This is a genomic window from Sphingobacterium sp. ML3W, from assembly GCF_000747525.1.
GTDB lineage: Bacteria > Bacteroidota > Bacteroidia > Sphingobacteriales > Sphingobacteriaceae > Sphingobacterium.
Map to the genome: position 1 here is coordinate 2,155,767 of NZ_CP009278.1, position 14,245 is coordinate 2,170,011.

A 14,245-nucleotide genomic window follows, 5' to 3' on the forward strand; every position below is an offset into this window, starting at 1 on the left:
TGCATAGTTTTTCATATTGTTCCGTAGCTCACATAAGTTTAATTTTATCATTAAGAATTGTGAGTATGGAAACGACAAAAAAATCAACGTTTAAGGTATTGTTTTACCTTAAAAAGAACGCCCCAAAGAAAAACGGAAAAGTTACAGTTATGTGCAGGATTACCGTAAACGGCAAGCAGTCTGCATTTAGTACCAAGCTGGATATTTCTGCATCGAATTGGGATTTGAAGTACGGTAGGGTTTTAGGCAAGAGCCGAGAAGCCCAAGAGGTAAACGGCAAACTTGATAAAACCCGTTTGAGTATCGAGGAATGCTATTCCAAAATACTGAAAAACGAGGGAGCGGTAAACAGTGCAAAACTTAAAAATGCGTTTCTCGGTATGGAAAGCGGAGAACTGACTTTTTTCAAGTTCTATGAACAGTTCCTTTCCGATTATGAGAAAAAAGTAAAAAGCGGGCTTCGGGTAAATGGCACACGCAGTAAGTACAAAATACTTTTAAAACACCTGCGAAATTTTGCACTCAAAAAATACGGTTACTCTGACTTATCATTCAATGACCTTACATCTGATTTTGTGCAGGACTTTGATTATTACCTGCGTGACGACCAAAATTTGACACACAACACTATTTGGTTGTATATGATTGGATTTACCACGCTTTGCCGATTGGGAATGAGCAGAAAGCATCTTGCTTTCAATCCGTTCAGTGAATACAAGAATACCAAAAAGGACAAAGACAGAGGTTATCTGCTACGAAATGAGTTAGAACATCTTGTAACGTTCAACTGCGAGAAAAAGAAAGATGAATTGGTTAAAGATTTGTTTGTTTTCAGTTGCTTTACAGGGCTTTCTTATTCAGATATGAAGGGTCTAAAAAACAGTAATATTCAGGATTTCTTTGACGGCAACCAGTGGATTATTGTACGCAGAAAGAAAACGGCAACATCATCAAACGTGATGCTTTTGGATATCCCAAAAATGATTATTGAGAAATATGCAGGATTCGCAAAAGACGGAAAGGTATTTCCCGTACCATCAAATACAGTTTGTAATGACAGCCTAAAGCGAATATCCCAACAAATCGATTGCCTAAAAGAAAAGAAAGTAACCTTTCATTTGGCACGGCACACGTTTGCTACGCTGTTTTTAAGCGAAGGTGTTCCGCTCGAAAGTTTAAGCAAAATGTTAGGACATAAGAATATTGCCACTACTCAGATTTACGCCAAAATTCTCAACGAGAAAGTTGGTAAGGATATGCAAAAGGTATCGCACAAATTTAAGGGTATGGAGCAGTCTTTTGTGACTCAACTCTAAAACCTAAAAAGCGATTAAAGAAAGCCAATGTTATTTACGTTGGCTTTTTTTGTATTTTAGCGGTTGTGTTTTTTCAGTAGGATAACGGGACTTTGTACAAGAATAGCACACAATGGCAAGAAAACCAAATAGTATACACTTTATATGGACAACAGAGTTTATTACGGAGAATATTCTCTGAAACATTGGATAGATTTAATCCTAAAAGAAAATATAATTCTTCCAGATTATCAACGTCATTTTGTATGGGATGAAAAAAAGGTTGAAACTTTAATTGAAACTTTTAAAAGTAAGCAATTCGTTCCACCTGTTACAATTGGTTCATTTAACCTAAATGGCACTAATCAAAATTTAATACTTGACGGACAACAACGGCTAACAAGTATTTTGTTGGCATATCTTGGTTTATATCCTGATGAAACAACATACAAACAAGCAATTCAAAGATTTGCCGATGAAAATGATGACGAAGAAGAAGCAGAAGAGCAATTTGATAATGTTTTGAAATGGACGTTCAAGAAACTAACTAACAAGGGGAAAAATAAGGAAGAAATATTAGCAAAAATTACTGCGGGTAATTATAAAAATATAAGTTTAACAATTCTGCCTAATTTTTTTGAAACTACATTTTTAGGATTTTCATATTTAGTTCCAGTCATTTCAGACCAAAAGGAGCAACAAAAATATTATTCTTCTGTTTTTAGAAATATCAACATACAAGGTGTAGCCTTATTGCCACAAGAAAGCAGAGCCTCTTTATATTTTCTGGATAAGGATTTGGAACACTTTTTTGTTCCCACCTTTACAGAAGAATTCGCTGTGAAAAATCTAAGTAATGAAACGAAAATTGACTTTGTTAGATGTTTATCTTTATTATCACAATATTATAATGATGGCTCAGAAAGTAGTGTTGCACGTAGTTACAAACCAAAAATGGAAAATTACTACGAAGAATATGTTTATTCTGTTGTTGCTGACAGCGATGCAAAATATGGAAAATTTTCAACTATTTTTCCAAATAGAGAGTATAGTGACCGTTTTTCAAATTTACAACAAGCCTTAATTTCTTTAGAAATCAAAAAGGAGTTTCCATCAATCATTGATTTAGATATGTACTTCTTTGGATTGACTTATATAATAGTCTTTGAAAATAGAACAATAGATTTTACAAAAAAAGAAGAACTTAAAAATGAAATTGATGCTAAAATAGCGGTATTAAAAGCAGACTCTTCTCACACTAAAGCACCAAGCAATTTGGGGCATTTAAGGTTCAGAATTATTTCATCAATTGAAATCTACGAAAAATATGCGTCCTAACATTCACACAGATTTCATATTATCCCCCATTACAGATATTTTAAAAGATGTTGTGTCAGCAAGCACAGGGATTGGAAGTGGAATTGAAACGTATCCAATGTGTGATTACGTAATGCAATCTGTTTTTTTAAAACTGACAGGTTTTCAGGAGCAAAAATTAAAATGTGTCTGTTGGGAGTTGGCAACTGTTGATTTTGAGTATAGATATGACTATCATACAAAACCTGTTGGAGAACGTTCTTCGTATAGTGATAAGCAAGCCCTGTACAAAGATTTGGTTGAACAGATTGTAAAACGCACAACAAATTTCAATGTTCAGAACGATATTAACAAAGACAATATTCTTACAATAACAACCAACTCAATAAAGAATATTTTCGAGAAAACAAACTTATCAATTTGGTCTCAAAAAAATTTCAATGAATATGGTGCGATTTGGTCAGAAATAGAAAAAAAGCATTTCGCAAATGATAATACTAATCTATTCACAGCTACCAAAGAAGATGAAATTTCTTTACAAAGAATATACAGAAATTACTTGTATAAGCATAGAAACAGGATTGCACACAATACTCAATCATATCAACAGAATTTACCAACTTTAAAAACATTGATAAATATTGACTACAAATATGAGAACTATTTTATTTGGTTTTCGACACTTGTGCTAATAGATGAGATTTTTAGAGCTTTATACGTAAAGTATTTAAATACATTTGATGACAATTAAAAACGAACCTCTAAAATGGTTTTGCAAAATAAAGGAGCTAATGTTGAAGTAGAAAGTTAATCGGCTAACGCTGATAGTTATCTTCCAATACCTTGATAATATCGCTTTCACGGAAAAGGATTTTCCGTGAAAGCTTGATAAAAGGTAATAGTCCGTCATCCCTGTACTGTTGCAACGTACGTTTGCTGATGTGTAAAATCTCGCAAACCTGTTCGCCTGACAGATAGATTTCCCCTTTCAATAAAGGGTGGAAATATTCCCTAATATACAGCAGTTCATTTTTGATACCTACCACAGCTTCGAGTAGGGCAAGCATATCTTCGTTTGAATCTCCAATCTGTTTCATTTCTTTTGCTTTTTTAATGGTCGCTCTCCCTGCATCAGTAATTCCACATCGGATAATCTAAAATACGTCTTCCGATTGATTTGCGTTGCCCCAAGAATACCTTTTGCCCTGTACGTTTGTATAGTTCTTTTACTAACATTTAGCAGTTGGCATGCTTCCTGCTGGTCGAGCCATTTCGTTGCCTGTTGTAATGCTTTATAGGGTGCAGTGATTTCCTTAATCAATAGAGAAACTTCCTTTACTTCCCTATGTAGTGCCTTTAAAATCTGAATGTCTAAAACTGTTATTTCCATATCTACATCATTTAAACCTCGAAAATAAAAGCTATTCACATAGGTTATTGTAATGTTGCATCCAGTGGCGATATTTGGCGTACAGATGCCAAATACTCGGCTATAATCTTTTTGTTTTTTGGACGAGCCAAAAGCGTACCTTATAATTAATTTTGTATTTTTATAAACTATACAAATAACGACAATCAGACAAAATGAACTATCAGAAAATATATCCTACAGAGCCATTGCGAAAGTACGTTCGCTACTTTTGGATATTGGAGGGTAATATTCTGGATTTTTCTGAAAAAATGTTCAAGATAATGTCAGACGGTATGCCAGGTCTTATTTTTCAAACCAACAAAGAGGCATTTCGAGACAAGAACACTCAGGAATTACCACAATTATTCCTATATGGACAAACCACAAGGTATACAGAACAAATAGCAATAAACAGCTTCCAAAATATTGGGATTTATTTTCAGCCGAGCGCACTTAAATCAATCTTCGGAATAGATGCAAACGAACTGACAAACCAGCATATTGACATAAACGACATACTGAAAACTACTATAACCGAGCAGATTTCAAATACTGCAAGCACTGATGAAAAGATAAAATTACTCTCAACATTCTTATTGCTACAGGTGCAACGAACAAATATCAATAGTGAAAAACCAAATTTTGCAATTGCACAACTGGAAAAAGGAATGAGTTTGCAGTATGTACAAAATGAGCTTAAAATATCCGAACGTTCATTGGAGCGATATTTCAAACAGTATATTGGCATCTCGCCCAAGTTGTTTTCGAGAATAGGTCGCTTTCAATCTGCCTTAGAAATCATACGACAAACCCAATTTGACAAGTTGACCGACATCGCTTATCAAAGTGATTATTTTGACCAATCTCATTTCATCAGGGACTTTAAAGAATTTGCAGGAACAAGTCCAAAGAAATTCAAGATCCATGCCAATGAGATAGTTTCGAATTTTCCAGAATGGAAAGTTTAGATATTGTCGGTTTTATCCAATTTTGTCGAAAACAAGCCTAATAACTTTGCTTCAAAAAAAGATTTATGATAGCCATTACAGGAGCAAACGGAAACTTAGGCAGAGCAACTATTCAATTTTTATTGCAGGAAGTCGCACCTACAGACATTGTTGCCATTGTCAGAAACCCCGAAACGATAAATGATTTTAGAGAGCAGGGCATTATTGTCAGACAAGCCGACTACAATGACTATGACACACTTTTGCAGGCATTCAAAGGTGTGGAAAATGCCTTGCATATCTCCACTATCGGAGTAGACGTGAAAACAGCCAAACGGCAGGAAAAAAATGTGGTAACTGCATTGGTAGAATGCAATGTAAAACGCATTGTTTATACAAGTATGGTTCAGACCCAAGCCAACAGTATATTTGAAGGGACTAAAACATCATACGAAACGGAAGAATTAATAAAAGAAACAAAAATACCTTATTCGTTTTTCAGAAACAGTATGTATATGGAAGCCATTCCCGAACTTATTGGAGATGCGTTGCAAACAGGCGAAATCCGTTATCCGTCAGGCGAGGGAAAGATAAGTTTTGTTTCCAGAGCGGATATTGCAGAAGCTATTGCAAACGTACTGACAGAAAGTACACACGATAATCAAATCTATGAAATAACAGGTAATAAAGCTTATTCATTTGCTGAATTGTCACAGTTAATCCATACAGAAAAGGGCATAACTATACAACATACGGATATTTCAGAAGAATTATTTAGAAAAGAATTGACTAGCTACCAAATGCCTGTTGAAGTGGTCGATTTATTGGTCAGTATGGCAAATGGGATTAAATCGGGCGAATTTTCCTATATAGATAATACGATTGAAAAATTGCTTGGCAGAAGGTCATTAGATCTGAACGGATATATAAAAGGTTTGTAATTATGCTTTTTAAGAAAGTACACCTGCAAGGCATCAAATCGGGGAAAATCACATTTGCATTCCGTAAGTGGCAAAAGTCTTCTGTAAAATGTGGAAGTCTTTTACATACCTCTGTCGGCTTGGTTGAAATCGGTAAAATTGAAACCATAAGTGAAAATGATATAACCGAACAAGACGCAATACAGGCAGGTTTTACAGATAAGCAACAATTACTAAAATCATTTACTCCCAACAGCAAAGGAACGATTTTCAAAATATCCGTCAGCTATCATTCCGCAGACCCACGAATTAAGTTGAGAGAAAAAATGCAACTATCAGAACAAGGGTTTACAGTTTTAAAAAAGAAGTTAGAGCGGTTGGACAATTACAGTAAACAAGGTTATTGGACAAACAAAGTTCTATTAACCATAAAAGATAATCCTAACTTACACGCCATAGGTATTGCAAAATTGACAGGATTTGAAAAAGAGTGGTTGAAGCTGAATATCCGAAAACTTAAAAATTTAGGATTAACGATAAGCCACAATGTAGGTTATGAGCTTTCGCCATTAGGCAACGAATATTTACGTAAGCAATATTTTGGAAAATAATCCAAAAAAAGAATAAAAAGGTAGCAAAGATAAGGCGTACACCCACCGCACCACCCAACCAAAAGACTACGGCATAATGGCAGGACAAAATTAAGGTGGCTTCGCCGAGTTTTTTTGTTGTCCTGCCACCCTTCGGGACTTATTCCGTTTCCTTTTGGTTTTTCCGTCTGTCCGCCTTGTTAAAATGGCTTTCTTTTTTTTCTGTTTTTTTCTTTTGGAAAATAATTTTAAGAGAGAGAAATGTACCACCCACCACGTATAGTTATCAGAATAACGGTTTGTGTTTCTCGTTATAGATTTCCCTAATCAATTCACCGAACTTCTGAAAATGGTATTCGATAATGTTGTCCAGATACGCATAAATCGTCAGTTTGTCGATGCCCATAATATTGGTTAGCCTGTTAAATGTTTCGTGGTGTTCCTGTCGTACATACACCGATTTACCCCTGCTTGCAGTACTGTTCGGGATTTTAAAGAACTGCCCGCAGTAGTCCTCTTTGGTCAGCTTCTTTGGCTTGTAAGTCATCTTTCTTGTATTGCTCGCAGGTGTTTTTGTATGTTCCGTTTCAGTTTCCGAAGTTTCTTCGCCTGCCATTACACGCATAATAGCTTCCTCATCTACTTCGGGTTTGTCAAAATCTTCCCGATGTGTTACTGCCTGTTGTTCCGTCAAAGGTTGTTTCTTTTCATCAGTTAGGAAATTTTCAATAGAGAAATCCTCTTTTTCGGGTTGCTGATTTTTGTTTTCTTCGTGTATCATATCTCTTATTTTTAATATTATATCCAATTAGCTGTTTGGTTAACTAAGCAATCAGCTGTATATACTTTAGTACCTATGTAACTACCTATCTACCTAAGCACCTGCATACCCTTAATTGGCTAGTTCATTGACTTAAAAATCTGTAATTCGTCTGCATTCAATCACGCAGATTTGCTGTCAGGATTTATGCTGATTGGTTACATAGTTAAGGATATAAACAATCAGCCAGCTAGCCATATACAAAGAAAGCAAAAGCAGTCCCAGTCTATGTTGATATGGCACTCAAAGGTAGCATTTGGCGTTCATTGTCGTGATTGTAAATAGCTGTTATTCAAATAGTCTTGCCGAAATTTGCAATCGGTAGCGATGGGTTTTCCCTGCTAACTCCAATCCGTTTGCAAAACGGATTTTCTGAACTCCTGTTCAGAGCAAGTTATCTTTTGAGGTACTCGAAATGAATTTCGGCACCGCAAAAGCACTTGCCCTTGCAGGGGGCTGGAAACGGCTCCGAAGTCGCCCGTTTGTTTAAAAATTAAAATGGATTTTATTATGGAAGAAATGAACAGAAAACAGATTAAAAAGACAGGAAGAAAACCGAAGAACGATCCTGCGGTCAATCGGTATTCCATTAACCTAAATGAAGAAGATAATGCAAAGTTTCTTGCCCTTTTTGACCAATCAGAAATGAAAGTAACGGCTCATTTTATTACGGCTTGTATCTTTCAGAAGACGGTTAAGACTGTCAAAATTGATATGGATGCGATAGAATACCACGCAGAATTGACCCAATTTTTCGGTCAGTTCAGAGGAATAGCAACCAATTACAATCAGATTGTAAAGCTTTTGAATACCAATTTTTCGGATAAAAAAGCATCTGCATACCTCTTTAAATTGGAAAAGGAGACCGCTGAAATGAAAGAATTATTGCTAAAGGTTTTAATTCTTACCGATGAATTTGAAAAGAAATATCTGAATAAAGAGTAAAATTATGATTGCAAAAATCGGAAAGGGAAGTAATATGTACGGAGCGATTTTGTACAATCAGCAGAAAGTGGATAATGAGAATGGAGCAGTTTTGTTGCTGAACAAGATACCCGACACAATGAACGGCAGGTATTCCACCCAATATTTTAACAAGTGTTTTGAGCCGTACCTGTCTGCCAATATCAAAACGGAAAAGACGGTTCGGCACATTTCATTGAACCCCGACCCGAAAGACAAAGTTAGCGATGAGCAGTTTACGAAGATGGCTGAAGAGTATATGGAACGTATGGGCTACGGCAATCAGCCCTATATTGTTTTCAAGCATACGGATATAGACCGTACACATATCCATATCGTTTCGACCTGCGTGGGAATTGACGGCAAGAAAATCCCAGATGATTACGACCACCCACGCTCAATGGCAATCTGTAGGGATTTGGAAACTAAATATAGCCTGAACAAAGCCACCGAGCAAGAGCAGAAACAATTCAACAAAGTTTTCAAGCCTGTAAATCATAAGAATGGCGACATCAAAAGTCAGATTGCTTCGGTAGTACGGCATTTACCAAAGTATTATAACTTTTCTACTATGGGTAGTTACAATGCTTTACTATCTCTTTTCAACATCACAGCGGAAGAAGTCAAAGGCGAGCGGAACGGTCAGACCGTAAACGGTTTGGTTTATGTGGCATTGGACGAGAACGGAAACAAGGTAAGCAATCCGTTCAAAGCATCACTTTTCGGAAAAGATACAGGCGTGGCACAACTGCAAAAACGCTTTGAACAGCCCAAAGAAAAAATGAAAAACAACCCTGCAAGGTCTGTACTAAAGAATACCGTTGAATTGGCTATGCACACGACAAACAATGAAACGGATTTTAGAAAGCAACTTACAGAACAGGGTATTAATACAGTTGTAAGACGTAATATTGAAGGACGAATTTACGGTATGACTTTTATTGACCACGAAGGTCGAGCCGTTTGGAACGGCTCACAATTAGACAGAAACTTATCGGCAAATATGTTTAACGATTGGTGGAACAATGGAAATAAACCCGAATTGAAGATACAAGATAACCCCGTTTCTAAAGCAAATGAAATAGACAACCTACCTACAAAACACCTTTTTGAGCTTCTCTCACAGGAACATTCGCCTAATACCGATTTGGGATTGTTTACCCTGTTACCCAATGCACAAGGCGAGGATTACGAAGAAGAACAGTTTGCTAATCGGATGAAGAAAAAGAAGTCCCAGAGAAGATTATAAAAATGCCTGTTATGGATAACAGAAGAAGCTGACAACAAAGCAAACTAACAAAAAAATATGTAATTAACTGGTAGTCCTTTGCGACAAAGAAGAATATATTTGGAAAGTTCTTAATAAATCAGATGGGTCATTTAAGAAGATTTTAGATTGAGGTAACAAGTTCGGTTTTGATAATTACGCCCAAGAATTACGGAGTATGGAAAATGACATTATAGAACTTCGTCCATTAAACGAACCACATAAACTTTATGGAAGTGAGTAGCCGAAATAGCCACTTGTTTCGTTAATCGATTCTAGAGCTATTCCCTACAAGTCCTTATATCCTACTGTTATTTAGTCAGAAGATAGGGTCAGTTAAATAGCCTGTTTGTTTTATTAGGCTGTACGCGAAATGAATGCAAACACCTTGTAGCCTTACACTTACAAGTGTAAATAAAACTAAAAAAAAATGAAAATTAAGTAGTAAGTTGTGATAAAAAAACTAAATTTAGCATACCGAGGTGGTTAAAACCATTTGATTCTTTACGGTTTATGCTGTTTACAAAGTGGAATGTATACAGTCATTTTGTATAGACTAACCTTTAACCAAAAGAATTTATTATTTCATTAAATAAAATAGAAATAGCAACTGTATATGTAGCGAGCTGGTCTATAGAATGTCAAGGTCTCATACCGGAGAAAAAAGAAAGTGAATCTTAAAAAAGAAAACGGTTATGTTGTTAACAAATAATCATTTTACACCTGTAATTGGTATTGATCTCCATTTCAATACATTGCCTCCTTTTAATCCGATACACCCTTATATTGGGATTGTTATTGACCCAATGGATTATATCCCGTTTATTGGATCTTCTGTAAATGTAAACGGTATCCCACGGGGTGTAACAGATACCGGAGGAAGAATCATAACTTTTGTACACATTCCTTTATTCACAGGGCCATTTGCAATGACTCCTGTAATTGGACATGAATCAATGAATTTCTTTGGGAGTAAAGATGCCTATATGGAAGGAAGACGTATCAGTCCAAAAGGGTATATGGAAATGACCTGTAATGATATCGGTATTCCATTGAGTTTATCACCAGGTAAAAAATGGTGGAAACCAGTTCCGTCATTGTTCGCACCAACCAGTATGAGCCTGCCGATACCCACCGGTAATCCTGTAAATATTGCAGGGCCCTATGTTCCGGATTTAATGGGGATTTTTATCAACCTAGCAGCAGGATTGGGTTTTGGGGTTTTAATGAAAGGTTTAGGAAAAGTACTTAGCTCCATGCTAAAAAAGTTAAATAAGCTGGCTAAAAAAGCCGCCAAGGGCCCAAATCGACTGAGCAATTTTTTATGTAAACATGGATTTGAACCCGTAGATTTAATACAGGGAATTGTTTTTTATGAGACCGTAGATTTTGAGTTGCCGGGTCCTATACCATTAATTTGGACACGCATCTGGAACTCGGATGCATCCTACGATCATCAATTGGGGCATGGCTGCCATTTCAGTTACAGTCTTGATTTAGAAATTCATTATAATGATAGTTTTATTGGTGTTATGCTTGCAGATGGACGTAGTGTTGGATTTCCGCTTTTAGAAGATGAGCAGGAATTTTACCACCGAATGGAACGATTGACCTTAAAAAGAATTGGAAATAATTATACGGTATACCATCATACAGATCAATTAACCTACCATTATGATGCCGTTACAGATGCAAGATGTGTGGCTACTAAAATCAGTAATGTGGCAGGATTAGCCATTTGTTTACATTATGTGACAGGAGTATTTACAGGAATAACAGATAGTGGAAATAGGGAGTTAGCTTTTGATCTAGATGGATCAAAACGCATTACAGCAGTATATCTAATTACCAAAAAAGGAAAAGAACTGTTAGTAGGATACCGATATGACAAAGAAGGAGATTTAATTGCGATTTTGGATGCTTTAGAACAGGCTACAACAATTACATACGATAATCATCTGATGGGTTCTAAAACAGATCGCAATGGGCAGACTTTTTATTGGGAATACGATAAACAAGGCCGTTGTATCCATACATGGGGAGATGGTGGCGTTTTAGAAGGACGTTTGGCTTATTATCCCGAATTAGGATACAATGTGATTACAGATGCTTTGGGAAATGAAAGTCTATACTATTACAATGAGGACTTTTTGTGTACCCAGATTCAGGATGCTTTAGGTAATTCAAAGTTTTTTGAATATACGGATATGTTCGAGTTGTATAGAGAAATTGATGAGGAAGGAAATTTAACCGGCTATACCTATGATGACAAAGGGAATTTAACTTCTGTAATTCAGCCTGATAGTACCCGATATACTTACGTCTATGATGAAAATGACCGATTAATTATTGCCAATGATCCGGAAGGAAATAGTAGGATATGGAATTATGATGAATCAGGATTGTTGGGAAGTACTGTTGCACCCGATAAAGGGATAACAGCTTTTCAATATAATGATCAGGGATTAGTCTGCGAGATTCGGGATGTCAGCAAACGCAGAACCCGTTTAGAATATGATGATCAGCATAATTTAACTAAGATGTTCTTAGCCCAGACAAAAGTAGCGACATGGGTTTATAACGATCGTGGGGAAGTCGACAGGTCAACAGATCCATTGGGCGATACTCAGAAGTTTAGTTATGATGCTTTGGGGCGTGTTACTCAGATCATTCATGCGGATAATAGTTCTGTACAATTACAGTACAATGCTTATGATGAGGTGATCCATGCGCGAAATAATCATCACGATGTGCGTTTTGAATATACCCCAATGGGTAATCTAAAGGTGCGTGAAGAAAACGGAACGAAAGTGCAATTCACCTACAATAAAAATGAAGAATTGATACATATCCAAAATGAACACCTAGAACTGTACCAGTTTAAGAGAAATGGAAATGGAGATGTGGTAGAAGAAATTGGATTCGATGGTTTGAAGAAAGGTTATCATAGAGATCGTGCGGGAAAAGTAATTCGTATCCAGCGACCGGACGAGCGGTGGACGGAATATGAATATAACCTCAGGGGACAGATTATACGTTCTGAATATTATGATCAGAGTTGGGAAACTTATAGTTATGATAAACGAGGTCTGTTGGTTGGGGCGGTCAATGAGCAAATTTCTGTGCAGCTCAAACGAAATGCAATGGGTAGAATCATTGAAGATCAGCAGGGCGAACATCAGGTACAGAGCAGATACAATCGCAATGGACAACGGACAGCAGTAACCAGTAGTTTAGGGGCTGATATCCAACATGAATACGATACGTTGGGCAATCTGATTGCAACTCAAGCAGGAACCAAGGATTTAGAAAATTCATGGAGAATGCAGATGCAATATAATAAATTGGGGCAGGAAATCAGCCGCACCATGAGTGGAGCAATACAGAGCAACTGGGAATATGATACAGGGGGACATCCTATTGTACATCAGGTAAAAACAGAAAAAGGAACGGTTCGCCATCGCCGATATAGTTGGAGTGCCAATAACCGCTTGTGGAAAATGTTTAATGAACTTACACAAGGACAAACCGATTATGCATATGATGCTTTTGGAAACTTAGCCTGGGCAAAATATGAAGATGGACAATATGATTATAAATTACCAGATGAGGTAGGGAATCTATTTGAAACCAAAGAGCGCAAAGATAAGCAATATGCAGAAGGAGGAAGATTAATACGGGACAAGGATTTTTTCTACTGCTATGATGCAGAAGGAAATCTCATTGAGAAAACAGGAAAAGAAAGCTGGAAATACCAGTGGCAGGGAAATGGAATGCTAAAGCAGGTTGAAAGACCCAATGGAACGAAAGTAACATTTGAATATGATGCCTTAGGAAGAAGAACAGCTAAAATTGTCGAAAAGAATATTACCCGTTTTGTCTGGGATGGAAATACCCCGTTACATGAATGGAATTATGCAGTGGAGAATCGCCCCGAATGGATTGTAGATGATATTGGATTTTTGCAGCAAGATCAACCAGAATCAATTACTTCCGATTGTATCACCTGGGTTTTTGAAGAAGGCACATTTAAACCTACGGCCAAAATTATTGGAAATCAAAAATACTCTATAGTAACCGATTATTTAGGAACACCTTGCCAGGCATTTGATGAAAAGGGCGAAAAAGTCTGGGAAATGGAGTTGGATATTTATGGTAAAAGACGTAATATTGAAGGTGCAAGTTCTTTTATTCCATTCCGTTTTCAAGGGAAATATGAAGATATAGAAACAGGATTGCATTATAATAGGTATAGGTATTATAATCCAAATTCTGGAATGTATTTGAGTCAAGATCCTATTGGATTGGCTGGAGGTAATCCCACTGTTTATGCGTATGTATATGATAGTAACACGCAGATTGATCCATTTGGTTTGGATTTACACCATATAATTTCACAAGAAGTTTATAAAGTCTTTAAAAATGATTTAAAAAACATAAAAGATTATGTTCAAAATGTTTCCAAAAAAGCTAAAGATATATCTAATTTAATTGATTTAGATAAACCTTTTCACGGAAACCACCCAAAGTATAATGAATATGTGAAAGACAAAGTTCAAAAATTGATTGATAAAAATAATTTAAACTTAAAAAGCATTAGAAAGTTACAAAATGAAATGTTAGGACATATAGATAATGCCCTGAAATCTGGTAAAAACTTGAATACCTACTTTAAAGAAGGACTTCATTTGAAAAATAAAATAAAATGTCATTAA

The 14,245-nt window shown here is 36.2% G+C and carries 12 protein-coding genes; 9 read left to right on the forward strand and 3 right to left on the reverse strand.

The window, feature by feature from the left end; genetic code table 11:
* The first annotated feature begins 65 nt into the window (after window positions 1-65).
* The 3 genes from KO02_RS09240 to KO02_RS09250 all read left to right on the forward strand — a co-directional run bounded on the left by KO02_RS09240 (window position 66) and on the right by KO02_RS09250 (window position 3,363).
* A complete protein-coding gene (locus KO02_RS09240) occupies window positions 66-1,316 on the forward strand; it encodes a site-specific integrase (protein ID WP_038697743.1) in 1,251 nt (416 codons plus the stop codon).
* A gap of 144 nt (window positions 1,317-1,460) precedes the next feature.
* A complete protein-coding gene (locus tag KO02_RS09245) occupies window positions 1,461-2,633 on the forward strand; it encodes a DUF262 domain-containing protein (RefSeq protein ID WP_038697745.1) in 1,173 nt (390 codons plus the stop codon).
* Window positions 2,623-3,363 (forward strand): hypothetical protein, encoded by a 741-nt coding sequence (locus tag KO02_RS09250; RefSeq protein WP_038697747.1) that lies wholly within the window; start codon window positions 2,623-2,625, stop codon window positions 3,361-3,363. Before KO02_RS09245 ends, KO02_RS09250 begins: the two co-directional genes overlap by 11 nt.
* A gap of 64 nt (window positions 3,364-3,427) precedes the next feature.
* On the opposite strand, the gene KO02_RS09255 is transcribed toward KO02_RS09250, so the two are convergent.
* A complete protein-coding gene (locus KO02_RS09255) occupies window positions 3,428-3,709 on the reverse strand; it encodes a helix-turn-helix domain-containing protein (protein WP_038697749.1) in 282 nt (93 codons plus the stop codon).
* Window positions 3,706-4,002 (reverse strand): helix-turn-helix domain-containing protein, encoded by a 297-nt coding sequence (locus tag KO02_RS09260; RefSeq protein ID WP_038697751.1) that lies wholly within the window; start codon window positions 4,000-4,002, stop codon window positions 3,706-3,708. Before KO02_RS09260 ends, KO02_RS09255 begins: the two co-directional genes overlap by 4 nt.
* Window positions 4,003-4,196: 194 nt before the next feature.
* Here KO02_RS09260 and KO02_RS09265 point away from each other — a divergent pair, with 194 nt between their 5' ends.
* From KO02_RS09265 to KO02_RS09275, 3 genes are all read left to right on the forward strand, one after another.
* A complete protein-coding gene (locus KO02_RS09265) occupies window positions 4,197-4,991 on the forward strand; it encodes a helix-turn-helix domain-containing protein (RefSeq protein WP_038697753.1) in 795 nt (264 codons plus the stop codon).
* A 65-nt stretch (window positions 4,992-5,056) separates the two neighbouring features.
* The gene (locus KO02_RS09270) at window positions 5,057-5,911 is read left to right on the forward strand and encodes an SDR family oxidoreductase (RefSeq protein ID WP_038697755.1); all 855 of its coding nucleotides are present in this window, start codon (window positions 5,057-5,059) and stop codon (window positions 5,909-5,911) included.
* A 2-nt stretch (window positions 5,912-5,913) separates the two neighbouring features.
* Complete coding sequence (locus tag KO02_RS09275; protein WP_051959841.1) at window positions 5,914-6,501, forward strand: ASCH domain-containing protein; 588 nt, start codon at window positions 5,914-5,916, stop codon at window positions 6,499-6,501.
* Window positions 6,502-6,766: 265 nt separating this feature from the next.
* On the opposite strand, the gene KO02_RS09280 is transcribed toward KO02_RS09275, so the two are convergent.
* The gene (locus KO02_RS09280) at window positions 6,767-7,261 is read right to left on the reverse strand and encodes a DUF3408 domain-containing protein (RefSeq protein ID WP_038697757.1); all 495 of its coding nucleotides are present in this window, start codon (window positions 7,259-7,261) and stop codon (window positions 6,767-6,769) included.
* Window positions 7,262-7,810: 549 nt separating this feature from the next.
* Here KO02_RS09280 and mobA point away from each other — a divergent pair.
* The 3 genes from mobA (at window position 7,811) to KO02_RS09295 (ending at window position 14,245) form a co-directional block, all read left to right on the forward strand.
* Complete coding sequence (mobA, locus tag KO02_RS09285) at window positions 7,811-8,245, forward strand: conjugal transfer protein MobA (RefSeq protein WP_038702414.1); 435 nt, start codon at window positions 7,811-7,813, stop codon at window positions 8,243-8,245.
* A 4-nt stretch (window positions 8,246-8,249) separates the two neighbouring features.
* The gene (mobB, locus tag KO02_RS09290; RefSeq protein WP_038697759.1) at window positions 8,250-9,512 is read left to right on the forward strand and encodes a conjugal transfer protein MobB; all 1,263 of its coding nucleotides are present in this window, start codon (window positions 8,250-8,252) and stop codon (window positions 9,510-9,512) included.
* 713 nt (window positions 9,513-10,225) lie between these two features.
* Window positions 10,226-14,245, forward strand: coding sequence for an RHS repeat-associated core domain-containing protein (locus tag KO02_RS09295; protein WP_051959842.1), 4,020 nt, complete (start codon window positions 10,226-10,228; stop codon window positions 14,243-14,245).